Origin of the sequence: Geobacillus sp. ZGt-1, assembly GCF_001026865.1 — a bacterium.
Classification (GTDB): Bacteria; Bacillota; Bacilli; order Bacillales; family Anoxybacillaceae; genus Geobacillus; species Geobacillus thermoleovorans.
Genome location: NZ_LDPD01000025.1, coordinates 92,684 through 115,184, shown reverse-complemented (window position 1 = coordinate 115,184; position 22,501 = coordinate 92,684). Strand labels below are relative to the sequence as shown.

Below are 22,501 nucleotides of genomic sequence, written 5' to 3'. Positions count from 1 at the left end.
CAAATGGTAAAGCTTCAAATGGCATCGATACAGATGAGGAGGATACATGATGGCGAATGTGCGCTTGCGCCTGGCCGGCATGGTGCGGGCGATTGAGGCGAAGGCGGATCCTTGGAGCGGAACGGTGTCGTTTGGCGGTCGGACGCACCGCATCGATGAATGGGAATGGGCTGCGCCTGTTGACGGGGCGATGTACGGGGTGGCGCTGAATGATGAAAAGGAGTGGGAAGCGTTGTCAACCGAAATGAACGCCCCGCCGTATGAAAAGCCGCCGGAAGGCCCGGTGCTGTATATGAAGCCGGCAAACACCATCAACGCCCATCGGCGTCCGGTGCTTCTGCCTCGTTGGGTAAAGCATCTTCAGGCTGCTCCGGCGCTCGGGCTGGTGATCGGGCGGACGGCGGCGCGCGTGCGGCGCGAGCAGGCGCTCGATTTTGTATTCGGCTATACGATCGTGAATGATCTGTCGATTCCACACGAGCAGCGGCACCGCCCGGCGGTGAAGGAGCAGGCGCGCGACGGGTTCGCCCCAGTCGGCCCGTGGATCGTGCCGAAAGAGGAAGCGTCGCCGCTGTCATCCTTGACCGCACGCGTATACGTCAACGGGCGCCTCGTCCAGCGTGCAGACCCGAGCCGCTTTCGCCTTCCAGTCGAACAATGGCTTGCTGAGGTGACCGAATTTATGACCCTTTACCCAGGCGATGTGCTGTTTTTCAGCTGGCCGGCCGATGCGCCGCTTGTTACAGCAGGAGATGTGGTGCGCATCGAAATCGAAAGGATCGGTGTGTTGGAAAATGAAATCGCCCTGGAACAAGGAGGCGATGAATGATGAGGCGGGCGCGTGTGGCCTGGAACGGAATCGTGACCGAAGCCGAGCCGCTCGACGATGGCCGCCTCCGCCTGCCGGACGGAACGATCGTCGGGGAGCTTGAAGTGATGTGGCTTCCCCCGGTGGAGCCGGGAGTGATCGTGGCGCTTGGATTGAATTATGCCGAGCATGCCGGCGAATTGTCTTTTGTTGCGCCGAAAGAGCCGCTTTTATTTTTCAAAGGGAAAAATACGCTCATCGGCCATCGCGGCCGAACCGTTCGCCCGGAGGGGGTCAACATGATGCATTATGAATGCGAGCTCGCGGTCGTCATCGGCCGCCCGGCCAGCCGGGTGAAAGCGGAACGGGCGTACGATTACATTTTCGGTTACACGATTGCCAACGATTACGCTGTTCGCGACTACTTGGAAAATTACTACCGGCCGAATTTCCGCGTCAAAAACCGCGACCGGACGACGCCGCTAGGCCCGTGGATCGTCAGCCATGAGGAAGTCGGCGATCCGATGGCGCTTCGTTTGCGGACGTATGTCAATGGGGCGGTTGTGCAGGAAGGATATACGGGCGATATGATTTTTTCGATCCCGTATTTGCTTGAGTACATCACCGAATTCATGACGCTCGCGCCTGGCGACGTGATTTTGACCGGCACGCCGAAAGGGGCGGTGAACGTCCAGCCCGGCGATGAAGTCGTGGCCGAAATCGAACGCATCGGCCGGCTGATCAATTACATCGTCTAGCCAAAGGAGGAGGAATGATGCCGCACTTTATTTTGGAATACACGGCCAATATCGGCGAAGAGGCCGATATTCGCGGCTTGCTTGAAAAAATTCACCGCGTGCTGATCAAGCGGAGCGATTGGTTTCCCGTCGGCGGCATCCGCTCGCGCGCCATTCGGCTTGACGAGTATTATGTGGCTGATGGGGCCGAAGACGATGCGTTTGTGCACGGGACGCTGAAAATCGGCGCCGGGCGTCCGGAACAGGTGAAAAAAGAAGTCGGCGACGAGCTGTTTGCCGTGATGAAAGACCATTTCGCCCCGCTGTTCGCCAAACGCTATTTGGCGCTGTCGCTTGAGCTGTATGAATTCAGCGAGGCGGGGACGTATAAACACAACAACATTCATGCGCGTTATCGGACATAGCGGGAGGGGAAACGAATGGCAGTGCAACCAAAAGTGCTTCATTATATCAATGGGCAGTTTGTGGAAGGGGCAGCCGGTGCGTATTTCGACAACATCAATCCGTTTACGAACGGGACGATCAACCAGATAGCCGAGGGGCGGAAAGAAGACATCGACGCAGCGGTCCGGGCGGCGAAGGAGGCGTTTGATCACGGGCCGTGGCGGACAATGCCGGTCGAACGGCGCCTTCGTTACCTTTTCCGCATTGCTGACTTGATTGAGCAGTATGCGGACGACATCGCCTATTTAGAGGCGCTTGACACCGGCATTCCGATCAGCCAGGCGAAAAAGCAAGCCGCCCGCGCGGCGGAAAACTTCCGCTTTTACGCGGAAATGGTGAAGACGCGCCTTGTCGGCGAGGCGTACCATGTGAATGGTCAGTTTTTAAACTATACCGTTTATAAACCAGTCGGCGTCGCCGGGCTCATTACGCCGTGGAATACGCCGTTTATGCTGGAAACGTGGAAGGTGGCTCCCGCGCTGGCGACCGGCAACACCGTTGTCTTGAAGCCGGCCGAATGGTCGCCGTTGACGGCGAATAAACTGGCGGAAATCATCGATGAAGCCGGGCTGCCTCGCGGGGTGTTCAACGTCGTGCACGGGTTTGGCGAAACGGCGGGCGCCGCATTGGTTGCCCACCCGGATGTGCGCCTCATCTCGTTTACCGGCGAGACGACGACCGGCATGGAAATTATCCGCAACAGCGCCGCAACGTTGAAAAAAACATCGATGGAGCTCGGCGGCAAGTCGCCGCTCATTGTGTTCGCCGATGCGGATCTCGAACGGGCGCTCGATGCGGCGGTTTGGGGCGTGTTTTCGCTCAATGGCGAACGGTGCACGGCCAACTCGCGGCTGCTGCTCGAGCAGTCGATTTACGACGAATTTGTCGCTCGGCTCAAAGAGCGCGTCGACCGCATCGTCATCGGCGATCCCATGGCTCCAGCGACCGAGCTTGGCCCGCTCATTCACCGTGCTCACTGGGAGCGGGTGAACCGCTATATTGACATCGCCAAGCAAGAAGGGGCGGACGTCTATGCCCCCAGCGTTCCAACAGGGTTGGAAAAAGGCAATTTTGTGCCGCCAACGTTGCTGCTTGGTTGCCATAACGGCATGAGGGTGGCGCAGGAAGAGATTTTCGGACCGGTCATGGCGGTCATGTCCTTTGCGGATGAAGAAGAGGCGATCCGGCTGGCGAACGATGTGAAATACGGGCTGGCGGCATACGTCTGGACGAACGATATGAAGCGCGGCCACCGCGTCGCCCAAGCGATCGAAAGCGGGATGGCGTGGGTCAACTCGCCGAACGTCCGCGATTTGCGCATCCCGTTTGGCGGGACGAAATACAGCGGCATCGGCCGCGAAGGTGGGCATTACAGCTTTGATTTCTATACGGAAGTGCAAGTCGTCCACGTCGCGGTCGGCGACCCGCCGATCCCTTCGTTCGGCAAGGCGAAGCCGCCTTCCGCTTTGTCTGCAGAACAGAAATAACAGCTGGTCAACATATATTATGTGATATATGATAGATGTATGGAAACGAAAGCGAAAAACAAAACCCAATTGGCTTACGAGTATATTCTTTCCCGCATTGAAAACGGCGTCTATGGCCCGGGATACCGCGTCGTCATCGACCAAATCGCCCGCGAGCTTGGACTCAGCAGCATCCCGGTGCGCGAGGCGATCCGCCAGCTCGAGGCGGAAGGGCTTGTCGAATTTAAGCCGTATACAGGCGCCGTTGTGAGCAACATCAACGAGAAAGAATATATCGAGACGCTGTCGGTGTTGGCTGTGCTGGAAGGCTATGCGACCGCGCTCGGCTCCCCCCATTTGACAAAGGAGGCGATCGATCGGCTTGAGCAAGTAAACGAGCGGATGGAGCGGGCGCTTGAAGAGCTGGAGCTGGAACGGTTCAGCGAGCTGAACTATGAATTTCACTCTCTGATTTACGCCCATTGCGGCAACGCCTATCTTGAAGAGCAAATCAAGCAAATTTGGCAGCGGATGAAGCGCATCCGCGCCTACGGCTTCACCTTTGTGCCGCAGCGGGCGAAAGCATCGATCGAAGAACATCGAGAGATCATCCGTCTGTTGCGTGAACAGGCGCCGCCGCATGAAATCGAACAATACGTTCGTCAACACAAAATCAACACCGCCGAAGCGTTTAAGCGGCGGCGCTGATCTTCTTCCGCCGGGTGGAGGCCTGGCGGGAGAACGATGATTTGAAAGCGTTGTCAATATAAAAGGGGGCAAAAAAGATGAAAAAAGGAATGTCTCTATTGATGGCGGCATTGTTGCTCATTTTCCTTGCCGCCTGTGGGAAGACGGCGACATCGGGAGGAGAGGATGAAATCAAAATTGGCGCCATTTTTTCGGCTTCCGGCGGGGCGGCCCCGCTTGGCAAACCGGAGATGGAGACGGTCAAAATGCTCGTTGAGCAATGGAACAAGCAAGGCGGCATTGATGGAAAGAAAATTAAGCTGATTGCCTATGATGACAAGTCCAACCAAAACGAGGCCGTATTATCCACGAAAAAACTCATCGAACAAGACAAAGTGACGGCCATCATCGGCGGCACGATCAGCGGCAACTCCTTAGCCATGATTCCACTCATTGAAAAAGCAGGCATTCCGTACATTTCCCTCGCCGCAAGCAAACAAATCGTCAACCCAAGCGATGGATCCTCGCGTCATTGGACATTTAAAACCGCTCAAGGGGACAATATCGTCATTCAGAAGCTGCTTGGTTTTTTAAAGGAAAAAGGATGGACGAACGTCGCTTGGCTGAACGTCGCCAATGCATACGGAACAAGCGGGCATGAAGAGTTTGTGCATTATGCCCCGGAATATGGGGTGAAAGCCGTCATCGAAGAGGAATTTGAGGCGACGGTCGATGACGCGAAAGCGATGTTGACAAAGGTGAAAAAAGCGAATCCGCAAGCCATTATCGTATGGGGAACGGCGCAGGAATCGGCGGTCGTCACGAAAAACATCCGCCAGTTGGGCATTGAGGCGCCGATTGTGGAAAGCCACGGCATCGGCACGAAAAGCTTTATCGACTTGGCCGGGGAGGCGGCCAACGGCGTATGGTTCCCTGCCGGGCGCATTTTAGTGGCCGATCAGCTTCCGGACAGCGACCCGCAAAAAGAAACGCTGCTAAAATACAAAGAACAGTTTGAGAAAGCGTACGGCTATGCCCCGACAACGTTTGGCGGACATGCGTGGGATGCGTTCCATTTATTGGTCAATGCGATCAAGGAGGGCGGCGCGGATCAAGAGAAAATACGGTCGGTTCTGGAGAATACAAGAAAATTTATCGGCATTTCGGGCGTCTTCCATATGTCGAAAGACGACCATACAGGGCTTGACGCCGACAGTTTGGTGATGGTGCAAATTCAAGACGGCAAGTTTGTCCTTGCCGAGCAGTAAACAGGGAATGAGGTCGCTAATTCCCTTTTGTTCCACCTAACCGTTGAAGGAGGGACGGGGCATGGAAGCGTGGAGCCAGTTTGTGCAGCTGTTGTTTTCCGGGCTGACGGTCGGCAGCATTTACGCGTTGGTGGCGATCGGGTTTGTCATTACGTACAGCGTGACCGGCATTTTAAATTTGGCTCAAGGCGATTTCGCTATGTTGGGGGCGTTGTTTTGCATTACGTTGGTCAATAACGGAGTGCCGTTTGCCGCGGCCATCGGTTTGAGCATGCTTGCGGTGATGGTCGTCGGTGGGCTGTTTGAGCGGCTGGCGATTCAGCCGGCGCGCCGTTCGCCTGTCGCGGTGCTCATTATCATTACGATCGGGGCGTCGTTTGTATTCCGCGGGATCGCCTTGCTTGTTTGGGGGACGGATCCGTACGCGCTGCGCCTCTTTACGGGCCATGGGGCGCTTGAGGTGTTTGGAGCGGTCATCCAATGGCAAAGCGTCTGGGCGATCGTCATTTCGCTCGCAAGTTTTGCCGCCTTGCATCTGTTTTTTCACCGAACGTACATCGGCAAGGCGGTGGCGGCCTGTGTCATCAATCCGTTTGCCGCTCGGTTGATGGGGATTGACATCCGCAAAATGTCGCTTGGCGCGATTGCCGTCAGCGCCGGTCTTGGAGCGCTGGCGGGAATCGTCATCGCCCCGATTTCGGGCGCGTCTTATGATATGGGAATGATGATCGGGCTGAAGGCGTTTATTGCCGCTGTTGTCGGGGGATTGACGAACGCCCCGGCGGCGATCGCCGGTGCGTTTCTCGTCGGGCTGCTTGAATCATTTGCGGAAGGATACTTGTCCTCGGGGTACAAAGAAGCGATCAGCTTCGGGCTGCTATTGCTTGTTCTGTTTTTCATGCCAAACGGGTTGTTTGCCAAGATGACAGGAAAACGAGTGTAAGGGGGGCGGATGGATGGAGCACGGTCAACGAATGACGGATGGACGGAAACGATGGCTCTTGCTTGTTGGCGCAGCCGTCTGGCTCGGTCTCCCTTGGCTCGTCTTCGGCAATAACTACGTGCTAAGCACTCTGATTCTCATCGGGCTGTACGCGCTCGTGAGCACAGGGATGACGCTGTTGATGGGGTATGCGGGCCAAATTTCGCTCGGCCAGGCGGCGTTTTACGGCATCGGGGCTTATGCGTCCGCCTATTTGACCGCGCATGCGGGATGGCCGTCCTGGCTGGCGCTGGCTGCCGGCGCGGTTTTGGCTGCATTGGTGGCGCTTGTGGTCGGCATCCCAGTTTTTCGGCTGCGTGAGCATTATTTGGCGTTGGCGACGTTAGGCTTTGGCGTCATTATGTTTACATTTTTCAAGGAATGGAAAGAGATCACGGGAGGGCTGAATGGTTTTTTTGGCATTCCGCCGATCCGTATAGCCGGGGTTCCGTTGCAAAGCGATCTCCAGTTTTACTACCTCGTTTCGTTGTTTGTTCTGGNCGGGTTATGGTTTGCCCATAATATTGTCCGCTCCCGGGTCGGAAGGGCGCTGCGGGCGATTCATGGAAGTGAAGTGGCCGCAAGTTCGCTTGGGGTGAACATTATGAAATACAAGCTGCAAATGTTTATGCTCAGCGCGGTTTACGCATCGGTGGCCGGGAGCTTATACGCCCATTATGTCACGTTTATCAATCCGGACTTATTCGGCATCGTCCCGTCGATTTCCTTTTTGATTATGGTGGTGATCGGTGGATCGGCCCATGTGTGGGGCGGGCTCGTCGGCGCGGCCGTCTATGTTTGTTTAGGAGAATGGCTCAAAGCCGTTGTCCCGCTGTTGCTTCCGAATGCCGGCGGAGAGTTTGAAATTGTCTTTTTTGGCTTGTTGTTGGTGGTCATGTTGATTTATATGCCGAACGGGTTGACGGGTGTGATGCAAAAGAGGATGCGGCGCTTTTTTGAAATGGGCGGACGTCAAGAGAAGCAGATAGCCACAGTTGAGAGGCATAAGGCGCGTTCGATCGGAGGGGAGCGGGGATGAGCGCAGTGTTGCTCGAAGTGGAGCAATTGTCCAAGTCATTTGGCGGCGTTCAGGCGGTGCAGAACGTGTCCTTTCACGTAAAAAAAGAAGAAATCGTCGCGGTGATCGGGCCGAACGGGGCAGGCAAAACGACCTTGTTCAATATGATCAGCGGCATTATTCCGCCGACGAGTGGTCTCGTTCGTTTTCAAGGAGCCGTGGTCAGCGGCAAACAACCGCACGAGTTGGCGATGCTGGGAATGACAAGGACGTTTCAAAACTTGCAGCTGTTTTCTGATATGACGGTGTTGGAAAATGTGATGGTCGGATTTCATTCACGGTTGAAGAGCGGAATCCTCAGCGCCGGCTTTCGGCTGCCGCGTACGGTGAAAGAAGAAAGGCAAGCGCAGAAACAGGCGTTTTCCTGCCTCGAGCAGGTCGGTTTGGCCCATCTCGCCTGCAAGCGGGCAGGCACGCTGCCATATGGGATGCAGCGGCTCGTGGAAATCGCTCGGGCGGCTGTGTCTCGTCCTTCGCTCATTTTGCTTGACGAGCCGATGGCCGGGCTGAACCCGCAAGAATCAAAGCAGCTCGTTGATGTGTTGCTGGCGATGAGGGAACAAGGCTTTACCTTTTTGTTCGTGGAACATGATATGGAAACGGTGATGGCGATCGCCGACCGGATCGTCGTCCTCGATTATGGGAAAAAAATCGCCGAAGGGGCGCCGGAAGAGATTGCGCGGCATCCTGATGTCATCAAGGCGTATTTGGGAGAGGAGGCGGTCTGATGCTCGTGCTTCGCAACGTTCATGTCTACCACGGCCATTTGCACGTGTTAAAAGGGGTCAGTTTGCAAGTGGACGAAGGAAAAATCGTCACTGTTGTCGGCGCCAACGGGGCGGGCAAAAGCACGCTGCTCGGCACGATTGCCGGCGTCTACGCTCCAACCGAAGGGGAGATTCTTTTTGAACATAAACCGCTTCCATACGGAAAGGTGGAGCAAATTGTTGAAAAAGGCATTTGCCTTGTGCCGGAGAGGCGGCAAATTTTTGACAGCCTGTCCGTGAGGGATAACTTGCTGCTGGGGGCGTACCGCCGCCACCGCCGCGACGGACAGGAAGTGAAGCGCGACTATGAGCGGGTGCTTGAACTGTTCCCGAAACTGCAAACGATGCTCGACCGTCCGGGAGGACTATTAAGCGGCGGCGAACAGCAAATGCTGGCGATCGCCCGCGGGCTGATGGCGAGACCGAAGCTGCTCTTGCTTGACGAACCATCGTTAGGGCTGGCGCCGCTTGTGGTCAAGGAAGTGATGGGGATGCTGACACAGCTCTGCGATCAATTTCAGACGGCCATGATTCTTGTCGAGCAAAACGTGCGTGCCGCCCTGCAGACCGCGGATGAGGCGTATGTGTTGGAACGGGGAAGCATCGTGGTGCACGGGAAGGCCGCCGAGCTGCTTGCCGATGAGCGGGTGGCAGAGGCGTACCTTGGAGCGGCGGGCCGCCGATGACAGCCGTATATCGTCGTTGTTTCTTTCCTCTATTTCTGCTATGATGGGGGTAGATTTGACCCTCATTTCGGCATGAATGGGGCCTAGCCATAGAGGCAAGATGTCGGACGAAGCGCCCGTCGTGTGGAAACATCAAGAAGGGAAGCCGCCCAACCGCCAGCTGAAGGCGTAGGGCTGCTGGATGACGAAAAGGGAAGGATGGGAGAACCGTATGGATGATCGTACATTTCGCAGAGCCATGGGAAAATTTGCGACCGGCGTGACGGTCGTGACGACCGACTTTCAAGGGGAAGCGAAAGGAATGACGGCGAACGCGTTTATGTCCGTTTCGCTCGACCCGAAACTTGTCGTCGTCTCCATTGGTCACAAAGCGCGAATGCATGACATTGTCAAGCAAACGGGGAAATTTGCCGTCAACATTTTACGGCGCGATCAAGAGGAGTTGTCGCGCTTGTTTGCCGGCCAGTTGAAAGAAGAACGCCATGTTTCGTTTGATTGGGTGAACGGCCATCCGATTTTGCCGGAGGCGTTGGCGAATATTTTATGCAACGTCCACAGCACGTACGTGGCCGGCGATCATACGCTTTACTTTGGGGAAGTGACCGATATTTTGATGAAAGACGAACCGGGCGACCCGCTCTTGTTTTTTGAAGGGAAGTACCGGAGCATTGGACAATAAGCGCCCTTGGATGGATCGGGGCCGCTATGTCGATGCGGGGACGACGCAACAGGCGGTTCAGCCCGTCATCTTGCGTCCCGGCCGTTTCCATGGCGCTATTAGAAAAGGTGTCCCGCTGTTTGGGACACCTTCGTTGTTATTTTTTCAATACATCGTGATCAACGTACCGTTCGCCGTTCAGTTCGCTGATGACGTTGATGGCGACTTTCGCCCCGTCGCCCGCTGTGATGATCGTATGAACGCTGACGCCGGCCACCGTCCCTGCCGCCCAAATGCCGTCGATGTTCGTTTTGCCATTGGCGTCGACGTCAATCACCGTTTTAATGCGCGGCTCCGTGCCCGGTTTGGTGCGCAGGCCGATTTTTTCCGCCAGATCCGTGGCGACGCCGGTGGCGAAAATGACGTGTTTCGCCTCAAAGGAGCCGTTTTCCGTTTCGAGGCGGAAGCCGCCGTCCGTTTTTTGCACGTCTGTCACTTGCGTTTCCACCAATTCCGCGCCGAATTTCGCGGCTTGCCGTTTTCCTGTTTCGACCAATTCCGGGCCGCTGATTTCCGGAACACCGTAATGGTTTTCCACCCAAGCGCGCTTGGTCATGCCTTTGTCGCTGTCAAACAACACTGTTTTCTTTCCCGCTTTGGCGGCGAAGATCGCAGCGCTCGCTCCCGCCGGTCCAGCGCCGATGATGGCGATGTCGTACATCGTGACCGCCTCCTTGTTTTGAATATTGGCACTATCATTCATTACTTTATCACAAATGGAAAAAGGGTCCAAATGATCTGCTTTTTATTTATAATTGCTATCATTTTATATTTACTTTAAATAATTATGGGCGTATAATAGATACCAAACACGCAGCAAAGGGGAGGAAACGCGTGAATAAACCGGCCGTTTGTGAACAGTGCGGCCAGCCGTTGCGGCGGCTGAAACACTCACTGCTTTGCCAATGCGGGACGAAAATTGTGGTTCAAAAATCATATCGCTAAAAACGATTTCCTGTTTCTGTCGTATTCAACCGGCGAATGGCGCCGGTTTTTTTCTGTCCTCATTTGGGGTGGCGGCGAATATATAAAAGTAAAACCGCATTTTTCACAAGGGTTGGTGCCGCTGATGCACGACAAACGAGATTTGGGCGCCCGCTTGGCCGCTTTTTACCGAGGGATGGCGGAGTGGGTGGGACAAAAGCAGAAGTATTTTCCTCTTCCATCCCATGAAGAGAGCCGGGATCAGTTGCTTGCTTACTTATATATGAGGGAGCATATGCCGTCGGATTTGCATGAAGCGATGGAAGACGCCGGATGGCGGCTCGAGGGGCAAGAGGCTCATCTCATCGACGCGATCGAACAAGTTTTGGCATATTTGCGCACGCGGGTTGATGGCGGATGGGAGCTTCGAAAGATGACAAGAAAGGAAGCGAAACAGTTGCTTCATAAACGGGCGGAGGCAGTGTTCGGAAGCCCAAGTTCTGTTCGGCCGACACGCATTATGGTGACGATGGACGAGGCATGGGTGGATGAGCCGGGGCTGATCGAGCGGCTGCTTCTTTATGGCATGGACATTGCCCGCATCAACTGCGCCTACGGTTCTCCAGAAACGTGGGAGGCGCTCGTGGCCATCATTCGTCAAGCCGAGAAGCAGTTGGAGCAACAGCTGCAGGGGAGGCGATGCCGCATTTACATGGATCTGCCGGGGCCAAAAATCCGGGTCGACCGCTTGGCGGTCAACGCGGGGCCGATGAAGCTCTCTGTGAAGAAAAATCTATATGGAGAGCCAATGGAGCCGCTCTTCGGCCTCATTTCCTTCTCTTCTTCCCCGCCGCCGTCTCCGCTCCCCCGCGATGTTTCATTCTTGTGGCAGTTGACGGCTGAGGACGGAGCGACCGTCGAAGAAGGGGATGAACTGCTGTTTACCGATGTGCGCGGAAAAAAACGAAAACTTCGGGTCACGGAACAAATCGCGCCGTCTTGTTTTAAAGTTCTTCTTTCGCGGACGGCCTATGTGCAAAAAGGGATGAAACTGCGGCGCGGGTCGGCTTCCTTCACTCTATGTTCTGTTTTGTTCATTCCAATGAAAGCGTTTGTCACGGTCGGTACACCGCTGTATATTTATTTCGATGACGCTGCGTTTGCACAGGCGCAGAATGGATGCGGTGTGAAAATGACGACGACGTTGGCGAAAGCGTGGCGCAATGTGCGGGCGGGAGACCGCCTTTATTTGAACGACGGCCAAATTGCAGCGCGGGTCGTGAAAGTGCACGAGCGGCATGTAGAGGCCAAAGTCGTTGCCGATGGCGGAAAGCGAAAAGCGATTAAGCAAGGAACGGGCATCCATCTTCCCGATTCGTTTCTCCATTTGACGGTTCCGCCGCTCACCGACCGCGACCTTGAATGGATTCCGTTCATCGCGAGATGGGCGGATATCGTCGGGCTGTCGTTTGTTCAGGCCCCTCATGACCTGCGAAAGCTTTATCATTTGCTTGCCGAACAAGGGGCTGGTTCTCTCCCGGTGATCGCGAAAATCGAAACGCGGGCGGCGCTTCATAACTTCGTTCGCATCTTGCTTGAGGGATTGAAGTTTCCGGCGTTTGGTGTGATGATTGCGCGCGGCGATTTGGCCCTGGAGATTGGATTTGAACATCTTGCGGCCGCACAGAACGACGTTTTGGCGCTATGCCGGGCGGCTCACATCCCGGTCATTTGGGCGACGCAAGTGCTTGAACAAATGGCGAAAAAGGGAATTCCGTCGCGCGCGGAAATCTCGGATGTTTTTCTTGGAAAACAGGCGCAATGCATCATGTTGAACAAAGGAAGGCATATTGCGGAGGCGGTGCGCTTATTGTCGTCGTTGTTGGAAAAGGAGGAGAGGCAGAGTGGATCGCTGGCGATGCCGAAAACGGACGGCGAACAGATGAACCTGCTTAACTTGTGGGAGGATGAAGGGTGAGCGTTGGCCACTGCTTCCGCCGTCTGTTTGAGAAATGAGCCGCGCCAAAAAAGGAGTCCTGCTGTGTTAGGGGGCTCCATATTTTTTGTCTAAATGTAAACCTATATAAAAATAAAGTTGACAAATAAAAAACACATCAGGCACAATAGAAACAAATATTTGGAGAGGAGGGAAGATGTGCGAATCCATTCCTTTGTTTGGGCGGCATTTTTTGCCGCGTTGACGGCTGTTGGTGGGTGGATCAAAATTCCGGTGCCGTATGTGCCGTTTACGCTGCAAATCGCGGCGGTGTACTTGGCCGGCTGTCTGCTTGGCCCAAAAATCGGAGCGCTTAGCCAACTTCTATATGTCTTGATTGGGCTGGCGGGCGCGCCCGTGTTTGCGGAAGGAGGCGGGCTCGGTTATATTTGGAAGCCGACGTTTGGCTATTTGCTCGGTTTCATCGCCGGGGCGTATACGTGCGGCTTGCTTGTCCGCCGCTTTCAATGGACAAGAGCGAGAGACATATTGATGGCGAATGCAGCGGCATTGTTGGTCGTGTATGTGTTTGGCTGCGCGTGGCTGTACATAGCGATGAAATGGATCGCGGGGGCTCCGCTTTCCATCGGCCAAACGCTATGGTTCGGCTTTCTTCTCCCGGTGCCGGGAGATCTCGTGCTTTGCGCCGTTTGTTCGGTCATCGCGGCGCGCGTATGGCCGCGCGTCCGACCGATCATGATGACTCGAGGGATGGGGGGATAAGAGAATGGGGCAAGCCATTTTCATGACGGGAACAGGAACAGAAATCGGCAAAACGGTCGTCACTTCCATCGTGGCGTTGGCGCTGGAGCGGCTTGGGATGAGCGTAAGCGTGTTGAAACCGGTTCAGACTGGACTGGCCGAAGACGGGGTGTCGTTTGCCGAACAATATTGGTACGAACGAGTGGCGAAGCTTTCCGCATCAGAAGGCATGTACTATATGGAACCGGCGATGTCGCCGCATTTAGCGGCGAAGTTGACCGGCACGTCCATCGAACCAGAGAGGGTGGCCGAACGGTTGGAATGGTTGAAGCAGCGCTATGATGTGGTGCTCGTCGAAGGAGCGGGAGGGTTGGCCGTTCCGTGGTGTGAGCGCGACGGACGATTCTATATGACGAGTGATTTCCTTCGTGATTATCAGCTGCCGGCGATTCTCGTGTCGCTCTCAAGCCTTGGTGCGATTCATCACGCGGTGACGACGGCGGCGTATGCCGACGCGCAAGGCATTCGTCTGCTTGGCCTGATGTTTAATCAGTTTCAGGAACAAGAGATCATCCACCAAAACAATGTCGAAACGATCGCCGCCTTGCTTCGGCTGCCGGTGCTGGCGGTCGTGCCGCTCCTTCCTGCAGTCTCAAGGAGGGAACTGGAAACCCTAGCTCAGCATTGGATCGAACAAGGAAAGGCGAAACAACTGCTGGAGGTGCTTGGCGTTGGCGTATAGCTACGAGCAATTGGAACAGTGGGACAAGCAGTACGTCTGGCATCCATTTACGCAAATGAAGCAGTATGCCAAAGAACGCCCCTTGATCATTGAACGCGGGCAAGGAAGCTATTTGTACGATGTCGACGGCAACCGGTACTTGGACGGCTATGCGTCGCTATGGGTCAATGTCCACGGCCATAACGATCCGGAGCTGAATGCGGCGCTTCGCGAGCAATTGGAGAAAATTGCCCATTCGACATTGCTTGGTTCGGCGAATGTGCCGTCGATTTTGTTGGCCAAACGGCTGCTTGAATATTGGCCGCACATGTCAAAAGTGTTTTATTCCGATACCGGGGCGGCGGCGGTGGAAATCGCGCTCAAGATCGCCTATCAGTATTGGAAAAACATCGACCCGGTCCAATATGCGAAGAAGAACAAGTTTGTCTCGTTGAAGGAAGCGTACCACGGCGATACGGTCGGGGCGGTGAGCGTTGGAGGCATGGAAACGTTCCACCGCATTTTTGCGCCGCTTTTGTTTGAGCGGATCGAAGTGCCGTCGCCGTACGTGTACCGTATGGACGAATACGGAAGCGAGCAGGAGATCGTCGGCTATTGTTTGCGTGAGCTGGAACGGGTGCTTGAGGAGCAGCACGATCAAATCGCCGCGGTTGTCATCGAGCCGCTTGTGCAAGGAGCGGCGGGGATCATCGTCCATCCGCGCGGGTTTTTAAAAGGAGTGGAAAGGCTTTGCCGCCGGTATGGGGTGCTCTTCATTTGCGACGAGGTCGCCGTCGGCTTTGGCCGCACCGGCACGATGTTCGCTTGTGAGCAGGAAGAGGTGAAGCCTGATCTTGTCTGCCTTGGGAAAGGGATTACTGGAGGATATTTGCCGCTCGCGGCCACACTGGTCACGGAAGAGATTTATGCGGCATTTCTCGGCGATGTGGACGAAGACAAAACGTTTTACCACGGCCATACGTATACGGGGAATCAGCTCACTTGTTCCGTTGCGCTGAAAAACATTGAGCTCATCGAAAAACGCGGCTTGATTGACAGCGTAAAGCGGAAGGCGCGCCGGCTGGCCGAATGGCTTGAGCGGTTGTATGAAATTCCAATTGTTGGCGACATCCGGCAAAAAGGCTTGATGTGCGGCATTGAAATCGTGAAAGACCGAAGAACGAAAGAAGTGTTTCCGCGCGCGGCCATGGTGGAGCACCGGATCATCCTTGAGGCGCGCCGGAGGGGGCTTGTCATCCGTCCGCTCGGCCCGGTGTTGACGTTCATACCAGTTCTTTCGATGAGCGAAGACGAAATGGCTGAGGCGGTGCGCATTTTGTTCGATTCGCTTGCCTGTTTGTACGAACAGGCGCGCGCAGAGCTTCTATAAGCGGGGGCGGCGGACAGCCGCCTGCTTTTGTTTTTCGAATATACTGGGAATAAAAGAAAATAGTTTCCTTTAATGAGAATATCTTGTAGAAAGAGACCTTCCTTTGCATTCACGGATCGATGATTTGGAAGAAATCGCCGTTTTTCACCAGCCTTCTAGGTACTGGCCTAAGCAGTGGGCGTTTTTCCTGCATACAGTGGGACTAAAGCAAGCGGAAGGGGGGAAGCAAGATGAGCCATCTCCAAGTGGCGGATGAGCGCATTTGGCGGCCATGGGGCTGGTGGTTTTGGCGGCCGCGCCCGTTTTTCTTCGGCGCTCCGTTTTTTGTCGCTCCATTTTTCGGCGGCTTTTTAGGCGGTTTGCTCGGGAGCGCATTGGTTCCGCCGTTTTTCTATCCGTGGTGGTATGGCCCCATTTGGTGGTGAGAAACCGGCAAGGGTTGGGCGGACGGCCCACCCTCTTTTCTTGTTGTTGCATATGAATAAAGTGTAGCATTCTAGCTTTGGGGAAAGGAGAAGGAACGATGCTATTTCCAGGATTGTTGTTTGGAGCCCCATTTGTCGGCGGCTTCTTGGGTGGACTGCTCGGCGGCGCGTTGGCTCCGCGTCCGTTTTACCCGTACCCGCCGTATCCGCCGTATCCAGGCTGGTGGTATTGATCGTCTATTCATGAAAGAATAAGCATCCCTGTGGAACAAGAAGGGGTGCTTATTCAATGATCCCGGTGTCGCGGATGCGGACGTCCGCTGTTTGCAGCATGCTCCATACCGATTCGGATGGCGCTGCCATCCCTTTCTCCCCTTTCTGCGCCCTGTCTTCTTAACGGATGGAGAAAGAGGATGTCCTTCTGCCGTTCGGACATCCCCTCGTTTTGTTATTGCATGGCATTTCGTTGATAAGGGAGCTGATTCGTATACCCTTGGAACTGCTGGTACGTTTGCTGAAGCTTTTGCGGATCGGCGGCTTCAAGCTTGTACCATCCTTTTTTGAACATCAAATTGTACAAGTCGCGCTGACAGTTTTGCGTTTCGGTGAAAATATTCATCATATCTTGATATAACGGTTGGTTGCTCGCTTCATGCAAAAAGACGCTGTACGACAAGGTCATGTATTTTTCCGTCGTCAACATGTCGTTTAGAAAATCGCGCTCGTTCATTTGCGGCGTTTTCGGCACTTGCATCTCCGGATTTTGCACTTGTTTTGTGTTCATGCGGCGTTCCTCCTTTCACATCACCGGCGGCTGCGGCGGGTTTTGCAAATGGCGCAAAATCATGTCGTAATGGCGCTGATGCATCTGTCCAGCGCGCTCGATCGCCTGCACCACTTCAGGGTCTCGGCATTGTGAGGCGAAAAAGTGCGCTTTTTTCGCCGCGAGCAAGTTCCACGACATCATGTCGGAAAAATACATGGCGTCTTTTGTGGACACCATTTGCGGCGGCTCGGGCATCGCCGCCTGCGGGTTCATTTGTGGTTGCTGTTGCATCGTTGTTCGCTCCTTTCGTCGGTTGTTCGCTTGTAGATTGTGCAGAGAGTGGAAAATTATGCGCATATAAAAAATAAACCGTGGGGAAAAAACATATTCAATTGAATTGAAACATGGTACAATAAGAATGGTGAATGCGTTTCCATACAAGGAGGCTTGCAACAGTGGAGCAGTTGATGCGCGATTTTTTCCTGTTCTTATCGAAAAATAAAACATTGACGAAATGGGCGAAACGATACGGCCTCCGCTTCGGCGCTTCGCGGTTTGTCGCCGGCGAAACGATCGAGGAAGCGGTGCGCGTCATCCGCCAGCTGAACGAAAAAGGATTGGCGGTCACGGTCGACTATTTGGGTGAGTTTGTCGACAATGAGCAGGAAGCGAATGAGATGGCGCGCCATTGCTTGGAGGCGATTGAGGCGATCAGCCGGGAGAAATTGAACTCGCAGCTGTCGCTGAAAATGACATCGATGGGGCTTGATATTTCCGATGAGCTTGTCATGCGCAACATGCGCCGCATTTTGGATGCGGCAAAACAGCGCGGTGTGTTTGTGACGATCGATATGGAAGACTATTCGCGCTGCCAAAAGACGCTGGACATTTTTAAAACGTTGAAAAAAGAATACGACAACGTCGGCACGGTGCTGCAGGCGTATTTGTACCGGACGGAACAAGACATTGAAGACTTAAAGCCGTACCGCCCGAACTTGCGTCTCGTCAAAGGAGCGTACAAAGAACCGCCCGAAGTGGCGTTTCCGGATAAAAAAGATGTCGATGAGAACTTTAAGAAGATCATCAAAATGCATTTGCTAAACGGCAACTATACGGCGGTGGCGACGCATGACGACGCCATCATCGAATATACGAAGCAGCTCGTCAAAGAATACAACATTCCCAACAGCCAGTTTGAATTCCAAATGCTGTACGGCATCCGCCCGGAGCGCCAAGTGCAGCTGGCGCGCGAAGGATATACGATGCGCGTGTACGTTCCGTACGGCACGGACTGGTATGGCTATTTTATGCGCCGGCTCGCCGAACGGCCGGCCAACGTGGCGTTTGTTTTAAAAGGCATCCTCCGCAAGTAGGGGCGCAAAACAGAGGAAAACGCCGGCGGCCGCCGAGCGTTCGGGCGCAGAAGGGGACAGGCATCCAGCGGCAACGGCCATCAAGCCTTTTTGGATTTCAGACAAACGCTGTTGCATGTCACGGGGCGTCGGGCGGTCATTTGAGGTAAACGCCGTTCAGATCGTGCGGCCTCTCTTTATTTGTAGCTATGACAGGCGGGAGCTGACGCCATGGGCGTCAGTCCCCTTGCATGTTGTGTTTTTTGTACTGCTGGTTTTGGCTTGTCCGCTTGCCGCCGCCGTCGGCTTCGACCGTCGGACCGGCGTTTCCTTTGACGCTTGCGGCGCTGACGCCGCGTTCAGATGGATTTTTTTTCAACCGGGCCATCGGTGGTTCACCTCCTGATCGTTAGTATGAGCAACATTTCGGAGTGCGATGTCGGGAAAAATATGCGCAAATATATTGCGAAAATTATCAACATACTATATATTTAGTTATAGAGAGCGGTTTCAACGATATTTTTTTCATCAAAAAATGAATGACCATTCATTCAATGGTGTGAGGGGGAACCGAAATGGTAAAACGCATTCGGCGCGCCGCGGTGCTCGGGTCCGGCGTCATGGGTTCGGGCATTGCCGCCCATTTGGCGAACGTCGGCATTCCGACGCTGCTGTTGGATATCGTGCCGCGGGAATTGACGAAAGAGGAAGAAGCAAAAGGTTGGACGCTCGAGCATAAACAAGTGCGCAACCGCCTCGCCAATCAGGCGCTCGAGCGGCTGCTCAAGCAAAAACCGGCGCCGCTCATGTCCAAAGACAACATCGCTTTGATTGAAACGGGCAACTTCGAGGATGACTTCCACCGGCTCGCGGAAGTCGATTGGATCATTGAAGCGGTCGTTGAAAAGCTGGAAGTGAAAAAAGAAGTCTTCGCTCGCGTCGACGAGGTGCGGACGCCGGAGACGATCGTCAGCTCGAACACATCCGGCATCTCGATCGCCGCAATGGCGGAGGGGCGTTCCGACGATTTCAAAAAACACTTTTTAGGCACGCATTTCTTCAACCCGCCGCGCTATTTGAAGCTGCTTGAGATCATCCCGACGGAGCATACGGATCCGGATGTGGTCGCCTATATGAAATCGTTCGGCGAAGACGTGCTCGGCAAAGGCGTCGTCATGGCGAAAGATACGCCGAACTTCATCGCCAACCGGATCGGCACGTATGGCTTGCTCGTCACCGTCCGCGAGATGATGCAAGGCGGCTACAGCGTCGGCGAGGTCGATTCGGTGACGGGGCCGCTCATCGGCCGGCCGAAAAGCGCGACGTTCCGCACGCTTGACGTCGTCGGGCTCGATACGTTCGTGCATGTCGCCAACAACGTGTATGAAAACGTCGAAGGGGAAGAAAAAGAGGCGTTCCGCGTGCCGGAGTTTATGAAAACGATGCTTGAAAACGGCTGGCTCGGCAGCAAATCCGGACAAGGCTTTTTTGTCAAGCAAGGAAAAGACATTCTCGAGCTGAACTACGTCACGATGCAATACGAGCCGCGCAAAAAGCTTGTCACCCCGGCGGTGGAGATGGCGAAGCAGGCGAAAGGAGCGGCTGCCAAGCTGCAAACGCTCGTGTATGCCGATGGCGACCGCGCGGGAACGCTCCTTTGGAACATCATCGCACCGACATTGCTGTACACTGCCCGCCTTGTCGGGGAGATCGCCGACGACATCGCAGCGATCGATCAGGCGATGAAGTGGGGGTTTGGCTGGGAGCAAGGTCCGTTTGAACTGTGGGATGCGATCGGCCTCGAGAAGTCGGTGCGTAAAATGCAGTCAGAAGGGCGCGACATCCCGTCGTGGATCACGGACATGCTCGCCGACGGAGCCACATCGTTCTATAAAACGGAAAACGGCCGGCTGTTCTATTATGCGCCGGGCGGGTATAAAACAGTAGAAGAAAACGAAAAAGTCATCCACATCCGCCGGCTGAAAGAGGCGCGCGGCGTCATCAAGAAAAATGCCGGCGCCAGCCTCATTGACCTCGGCGACGACGTGGCGCTTCTGGAGTTCCATTCGCCGAACAACGCGATTGGCGCCGATATTGTCCAAATGATCAACGAGGCGCTTGAGGAAGTCAACCGCAACTACAAAGGGCTCGTCATCGGCAACCAAGGGAAAAACTTCTGCGTCGGCGCGAACTTGGCGATGATGCTCATGGAGGCGCAAGACGAAAACTTTTTTGAATTGGAACTTGCCGTTCGCCAGTTCCAGCAAGCGCTTCTCAAAATGAAATACAACCCGAAGCCGGTCGTCGTCGCGCCGTTTGCCATGACGTTAGGCGGCGGGGCGGAAGTGAGCTTGGCGGCTTCACGCATCCAAGCGGCGGCCGAGACGTACATCGGGCTCGTCGAAGTCGGCGTCGGCTTGATTCCGGGCGGCGGCGGCAACAAGGAGCTGTACATCAAACGGTTGAACAGCCTACCGCGCGGCGTGGACGTCGACTACGTCAAAATCGCGGCCAGCGTATTTGAAACGATCGCCATGGCGAAAGTGTCGACGTCAGCGGCGGAAGCGCGCGAGCTTGGCTTCTTGAATCACCGCGACGGCATCACGATGAACGGCGACCATCTGCTGTATGAAGCGAAACAGGCGGTGCTCTCGATGTATGAGGAAGGGTACCGGCCTCCTGTAAGGAAGAAAGTGCCGGTGGCCGGCGAAAGCGGCTATGCCGCCATGCTGCTTGGGGCGCAGTCGATGTTCCATTCCGGCTACATCAGCGAGCACGATTTGAAAATCGCGAAAAAATTGGCGTATGTTCTAGCCGGCGGCAAAGTGCCGTACGGAACGGAAGTCGACGAGCAATATTTGCTCGATCTTGAGCGCGAGGCGTTTTTGAGCCTCATCGGCGAGCCGAAGACGCAAGCGCGCATGCAGCATATGCTTGTGAAAGGAAAACCGCTCCGCAACTAAAGCGGAGGAGATCAAGGGGGGATTGGCGTGAGAGAAGCGGTCATTGTCGCAGGTGCGCGCACACCGGTCGGCAAAGCGAAAAAAGGAACGCTCGCCCACGTGCGGCCGGATGATTTAGGGGCGCTCGTCGTCAAAGAAACGATCAAGCGCGCGGGGAACTATGAAGGAAACATTGACGACTTGATTATCGGGTGCGCCATGCCGGAGGCGGAGCAAGGATTGAACATCGCCCGCAACATCGGCGCGCTCGCCGGGCTGCCATATACCGTGCCGGCGATCACGATCAACCGGTATTGCTCGTCCGGTTTGCAGGCGATCGCCTATGCGGCGGAACGGGTGATGCTCGGCCATTCCGACACGGTCATCGCCGGCGGGGTCGAATCGATGAGCATGGTGCCGATGATGGGGCATGTCGTCCGCCCGAACGCCCGCTTGGCGGAAGAAGCGCCGGAATACTACATGTCGATGGGGCACACTGCCGAGCAAGTGGCGAAAAAATACGGCGTCAGCCGCGAGGACCAAGACGCATTCGCGGTGCGCAGCCACCAGCGCGCCGCCAAGGCGATTGCCGAAGGAAAATTCAATGAAGAAATCGTGCCGGTCGAGGTGACGGTGCGCAAAGTAGAAGGCAACAAACTCGTTGAGGAGAAAGTCGTCTTTACACAAGATGAAGGCGTGCGCCCGGACACGAATATGGAAACGCTCGCGAAACTCCGGCCGGCGTTTGCGGTAAACGGCACCGTCACCGCCGGCAACGCGTCGCAAATGAGCGACGGGGCGGCGGCGGTCATGGTGATGGACCGCGAAAAAGCGGAGTCGCTCGGCTTGAAGCCGCTCGGCAAGTTTCGTTCGTTCGCGGTTGCCGGCGTGCCGCCGGAAGTGATGGGGATCGGCCCGGTCGCTGCGGTGCCGAAAGCGTTGAAGCTGGCCGGCCTTGAGCTGTCCGACATCGGTTTGATCGAGCTGAACGAAGCGTTCGCCTCGCAATCGATCCAAGTCATCCGCGAACTTGGGTTGGATGAAGACATTGTCAACGTCAACGGCGGGGCGATTGCTCTAGGCCACCCGCTCGGCTGCACGGGCGCGAAGCTGACCTTGTCTTTGCTTTACGAAATGCGGCGCCGCAACGTGCAGTTCGGCATCGTCACGATGTGCATCGGCGGCGGCATGGGAGCGGCCGGCGTGTTTGAGCTGCTGTAGCGGCAGCTGACAGCGAGCGGGCTTCATCAGCTCGCGCGAGGCATGCATCCGCATTTGCCCGGCTGCATGGAACGTCTATTTCCCGGGCGGCGTTGCCGCCCGGATCATCAATCATCTTTCGGGGGAGGAAATCAACGATGGCCAAAACGATGGAAGAAGCGATCAAAGGCGGCAGCTTTTTGATTGAAGACATTCCGGCGGAGCGCGTGTTTACGCCGGAAGATTTCACCGACGAACATCATATGATTGCCAAAACGACGGAAGAGTATGTCAACAATGAAGTGCTCCCGCAGCTCGAGCATTTGGAAAACCACGAGTTTGACCGTTCCGTGAAATTGCTTCGCAAAGCGGGCGAGCTCGGCTTGTTAAGCGCTGACATTCCGGAAGAATACGGCGGTTT

At 55.2% G+C, this 22,501-nt stretch carries 25 protein-coding genes and 1 pseudogene; 22 read left to right on the top strand and 4 right to left on the bottom strand.

Translation table 11 applies throughout. From position 1 onward, the window contains the following. The first annotated feature begins 49 nt into the window (after positions 1-49). From VU18_RS13240 to VU18_RS13190, 12 genes and pseudogenes are all read left to right on the top strand, one after another. On the top strand, positions 50-829 hold the full coding sequence (locus tag VU18_RS13240; RefSeq protein WP_021321753.1) for a fumarylacetoacetate hydrolase family protein: 780 nt from the start codon (positions 50-52) through the stop codon (positions 827-829). Continuing rightward, positions 826-1,566, top strand: a complete 741-nt coding sequence (locus VU18_RS13235; protein ID WP_011232500.1) for a fumarylacetoacetate hydrolase family protein — start codon at positions 826-828, stop codon at positions 1,564-1,566. Before VU18_RS13240 ends, VU18_RS13235 begins: the two co-directional genes overlap by 4 nt. 17 nt (positions 1,567-1,583) lie before the next feature. Further along, entirely contained in the window at positions 1,584-1,970 is a 387-nt protein-coding gene (locus VU18_RS13230) for a 5-carboxymethyl-2-hydroxymuconate Delta-isomerase (RefSeq protein ID WP_021321754.1), read from the top strand. A 15-nt stretch (positions 1,971-1,985) separates the two neighbouring features. Continuing rightward, a complete protein-coding gene (gene hpaE, locus VU18_RS13225; protein ID WP_011232498.1) occupies positions 1,986-3,497 on the top strand; it encodes a 5-carboxymethyl-2-hydroxymuconate semialdehyde dehydrogenase in 1,512 nt (503 codons plus the stop codon). A gap of 39 nt (positions 3,498-3,536) precedes the next feature. Then, on the top strand, positions 3,537-4,184 hold the full coding sequence (locus tag VU18_RS13220; RefSeq protein WP_021321755.1) for a GntR family transcriptional regulator: 648 nt from the start codon (positions 3,537-3,539) through the stop codon (positions 4,182-4,184). 77 nt (positions 4,185-4,261) lie between these two features. Then, complete coding sequence (locus VU18_RS13215) at positions 4,262-5,431, top strand: ABC transporter substrate-binding protein (protein ID WP_013144282.1); 1,170 nt, start codon at positions 4,262-4,264, stop codon at positions 5,429-5,431. Between the two features lie 61 nt (positions 5,432-5,492). Further along, positions 5,493-6,374, top strand: a complete 882-nt coding sequence (locus tag VU18_RS13210) for a branched-chain amino acid ABC transporter permease (protein WP_021321756.1) — start codon at positions 5,493-5,495, stop codon at positions 6,372-6,374. 13 nt (positions 6,375-6,387) lie between these two features. Then, a pseudogene (locus tag VU18_RS20475) lies at positions 6,388-6,913 on the top strand (branched-chain amino acid ABC transporter permease); the annotation flags it as partial. 1 nt (position 6,914) lies between these two features. Next, a partial coding sequence (locus VU18_RS20470; protein WP_236687402.1) for a branched-chain amino acid ABC transporter permease occupies positions 6,915-7,452 on the top strand: 538 nt, incomplete at its 5' end. Further along, positions 7,449-8,219, top strand: coding sequence for an ABC transporter ATP-binding protein (locus tag VU18_RS13200; protein ID WP_021321758.1), 771 nt, complete (start codon positions 7,449-7,451; stop codon positions 8,217-8,219). The genes VU18_RS20470 and VU18_RS13200, both read left to right, overlap by 4 nt. After that, the gene (locus VU18_RS13195; protein ID WP_011232492.1) at positions 8,219-8,944 is read left to right on the top strand and encodes an ABC transporter ATP-binding protein; all 726 of its coding nucleotides are present in this window, start codon (positions 8,219-8,221) and stop codon (positions 8,942-8,944) included. The genes VU18_RS13200 and VU18_RS13195 overlap by 1 nt, the downstream gene beginning before the upstream one ends. Before the next feature lie 211 nt (positions 8,945-9,155). Continuing rightward, positions 9,156-9,623, top strand: a complete 468-nt coding sequence (locus tag VU18_RS13190) for a flavin reductase family protein (RefSeq protein WP_021321759.1) — start codon at positions 9,156-9,158, stop codon at positions 9,621-9,623. Positions 9,624-9,759: 136 nt separating this feature from the next. Here VU18_RS13190 and VU18_RS13185 read toward each other — a convergent pair whose 3' ends face one another. Beyond that, entirely contained in the window at positions 9,760-10,323 is a 564-nt protein-coding gene (locus VU18_RS13185; RefSeq protein ID WP_011232490.1) for an FAD-dependent oxidoreductase, read from the bottom strand. A gap of 408 nt (positions 10,324-10,731) precedes the next feature. Here VU18_RS13185 and VU18_RS13180 point away from each other — a divergent pair, with 408 nt between their 5' ends. From VU18_RS13180 to VU18_RS21145, 6 genes are all read left to right on the top strand, one after another. Continuing rightward, positions 10,732-12,564 (top strand): pyruvate kinase, encoded by a 1,833-nt coding sequence (locus VU18_RS13180; RefSeq protein ID WP_233499898.1) that lies wholly within the window; start codon positions 10,732-10,734, stop codon positions 12,562-12,564. A 177-nt stretch (positions 12,565-12,741) separates the two neighbouring features. After that, positions 12,742-13,305 carry a biotin transporter BioY gene (locus tag VU18_RS13175; protein ID WP_011232488.1) on the top strand — a complete coding sequence of 188 codons (564 nt, stop codon included), beginning with the start codon at positions 12,742-12,744 and terminating at the stop codon, positions 13,303-13,305. A gap of 4 nt (positions 13,306-13,309) precedes the next feature. Continuing rightward, the gene (gene bioD / locus VU18_RS13170; RefSeq protein WP_011232487.1) at positions 13,310-14,026 is read left to right on the top strand and encodes a dethiobiotin synthase; all 717 of its coding nucleotides are present in this window, start codon (positions 13,310-13,312) and stop codon (positions 14,024-14,026) included. Next, positions 14,016-15,395 (top strand): adenosylmethionine--8-amino-7-oxononanoate transaminase, encoded by a 1,380-nt coding sequence (bioA, locus tag VU18_RS13165; RefSeq protein WP_021321761.1) that lies wholly within the window; start codon positions 14,016-14,018, stop codon positions 15,393-15,395. The genes bioD and bioA overlap by 11 nt, the downstream gene beginning before the upstream one ends. Positions 15,396-15,625: 230 nt before the next feature. Next, on the top strand, positions 15,626-15,820 hold the full coding sequence (locus tag VU18_RS13160; protein ID WP_021321762.1) for a hypothetical protein: 195 nt from the start codon (positions 15,626-15,628) through the stop codon (positions 15,818-15,820). A gap of 98 nt (positions 15,821-15,918) precedes the next feature. Continuing rightward, a complete protein-coding gene (locus tag VU18_RS21145) occupies positions 15,919-16,053 on the top strand; it encodes a hypothetical protein (RefSeq protein ID WP_011232483.1) in 135 nt (44 codons plus the stop codon). A gap of 215 nt (positions 16,054-16,268) precedes the next feature. On the opposite strand, the gene VU18_RS13155 is transcribed toward VU18_RS21145, so the two are convergent. Both VU18_RS13155 and VU18_RS13150 read right to left on the bottom strand, forming a co-directional pair. Next, a complete protein-coding gene (locus VU18_RS13155; protein WP_011232482.1) occupies positions 16,269-16,604 on the bottom strand; it encodes a spore coat protein in 336 nt (111 codons plus the stop codon). Between the two features lie 15 nt (positions 16,605-16,619). After that, on the bottom strand, positions 16,620-16,877 hold the full coding sequence (locus VU18_RS13150) for a hypothetical protein (protein ID WP_011232481.1): 258 nt from the start codon (positions 16,875-16,877) through the stop codon (positions 16,620-16,622). Between the two features lie 164 nt (positions 16,878-17,041). Between VU18_RS13150 and VU18_RS13145 the strand changes: the two genes are divergently transcribed. Then, the gene (locus VU18_RS13145) at positions 17,042-17,959 is read left to right on the top strand and encodes a proline dehydrogenase family protein (RefSeq protein ID WP_011232480.1); all 918 of its coding nucleotides are present in this window, start codon (positions 17,042-17,044) and stop codon (positions 17,957-17,959) included. A 217-nt stretch (positions 17,960-18,176) separates the two neighbouring features. On the opposite strand, the gene VU18_RS17580 is transcribed toward VU18_RS13145, so the two are convergent. Next, positions 18,177-18,326: a YuzL family protein gene (locus VU18_RS17580; protein WP_011232479.1), complete on the bottom strand. Its 150-nt coding sequence runs from the start codon at positions 18,324-18,326 to the stop codon at positions 18,177-18,179. Between the two features lie 187 nt (positions 18,327-18,513). Here VU18_RS17580 and VU18_RS13140 point away from each other — a divergent pair, with 187 nt between their 5' ends. The 3 genes from VU18_RS13140 to VU18_RS20465 all read left to right on the top strand — a co-directional run. Continuing rightward, positions 18,514-20,901, top strand: a complete 2,388-nt coding sequence (locus VU18_RS13140) for a 3-hydroxyacyl-CoA dehydrogenase/enoyl-CoA hydratase family protein (RefSeq protein ID WP_021321763.1) — start codon at positions 18,514-18,516, stop codon at positions 20,899-20,901. A gap of 27 nt (positions 20,902-20,928) precedes the next feature. Then, positions 20,929-22,101: an acetyl-CoA C-acetyltransferase gene (locus VU18_RS13135; protein WP_011232477.1), complete on the top strand. Its 1,173-nt coding sequence runs from the start codon at positions 20,929-20,931 to the stop codon at positions 22,099-22,101. Between the two features lie 137 nt (positions 22,102-22,238). Next, a partial coding sequence (locus tag VU18_RS20465) for an acyl-CoA dehydrogenase family protein (RefSeq protein WP_236687401.1) occupies positions 22,239-22,501 on the top strand: 263 nt, incomplete at its 3' end.

Excerpts from the sequence above, each read along its gene's own strand:
- VU18_RS13215 (WP_013144282.1), top strand. The coding sequence starts at position 4,262 with ATGAAAAAAGGAATGTCTCTATTGATGGCGGCATTGTTGCTCATTTTC.
- VU18_RS13155 (WP_011232482.1), bottom strand. The coding sequence starts at position 16,604 with ATGAACACAAAACAAGTGCAAAATCCGGAGATGCAAGTGCCGAAAACG.
- VU18_RS13230 (WP_021321754.1), top strand. The coding sequence starts at position 1,584 with ATGCCGCACTTTATTTTGGAATACACGGCCAATATCGGCGAAGAGGCC.
- VU18_RS13190 (WP_021321759.1), top strand. The coding sequence starts at position 9,156 with ATGGATGATCGTACATTTCGCAGAGCCATGGGAAAATTTGCGACCGGC.
- VU18_RS21145 (WP_011232483.1), top strand. The coding sequence starts at position 15,919 with ATGCTATTTCCAGGATTGTTGTTTGGAGCCCCATTTGTCGGCGGCTTC.
- VU18_RS13240 (WP_021321753.1), top strand. The coding sequence starts at position 50 with ATGGCGAATGTGCGCTTGCGCCTGGCCGGCATGGTGCGGGCGATTGAG.
- bioD (WP_011232487.1), top strand. The coding sequence starts at position 13,310 with ATGGGGCAAGCCATTTTCATGACGGGAACAGGAACAGAAATCGGCAAA.
- VU18_RS13220 (WP_021321755.1), top strand. The coding sequence starts at position 3,537 with ATGGAAACGAAAGCGAAAAACAAAACCCAATTGGCTTACGAGTATATT.
- VU18_RS13195 (WP_011232492.1), top strand. The coding sequence starts at position 8,219 with ATGCTCGTGCTTCGCAACGTTCATGTCTACCACGGCCATTTGCACGTG.
- hpaE (WP_011232498.1), top strand. The coding sequence starts at position 1,986 with ATGGCAGTGCAACCAAAAGTGCTTCATTATATCAATGGGCAGTTTGTG.
- VU18_RS13185 (WP_011232490.1), bottom strand. The coding sequence starts at position 10,323 with ATGTACGACATCGCCATCATCGGCGCTGGACCGGCGGGAGCGAGCGCT.
- VU18_RS13210 (WP_021321756.1), top strand. The coding sequence starts at position 5,493 with ATGGAAGCGTGGAGCCAGTTTGTGCAGCTGTTGTTTTCCGGGCTGACG.
- VU18_RS13140 (WP_021321763.1), top strand. The coding sequence starts at position 18,514 with ATGGTAAAACGCATTCGGCGCGCCGCGGTGCTCGGGTCCGGCGTCATG.
- VU18_RS13160 (WP_021321762.1), top strand. The coding sequence starts at position 15,626 with ATGAGCCATCTCCAAGTGGCGGATGAGCGCATTTGGCGGCCATGGGGC.
- VU18_RS17580 (WP_011232479.1), bottom strand. The coding sequence starts at position 18,326 with ATGGCCCGGTTGAAAAAAAATCCATCTGAACGCGGCGTCAGCGCCGCA.
- VU18_RS13200 (WP_021321758.1), top strand. The coding sequence starts at position 7,449 with ATGAGCGCAGTGTTGCTCGAAGTGGAGCAATTGTCCAAGTCATTTGGC.
- VU18_RS13150 (WP_011232481.1), bottom strand. The coding sequence starts at position 16,877 with ATGCAACAGCAACCACAAATGAACCCGCAGGCGGCGATGCCCGAGCCG.
- VU18_RS13180 (WP_233499898.1), top strand. The coding sequence starts at position 10,732 with ATGCACGACAAACGAGATTTGGGCGCCCGCTTGGCCGCTTTTTACCGA.
- VU18_RS13235 (WP_011232500.1), top strand. The coding sequence starts at position 826 with ATGATGAGGCGGGCGCGTGTGGCCTGGAACGGAATCGTGACCGAAGCC.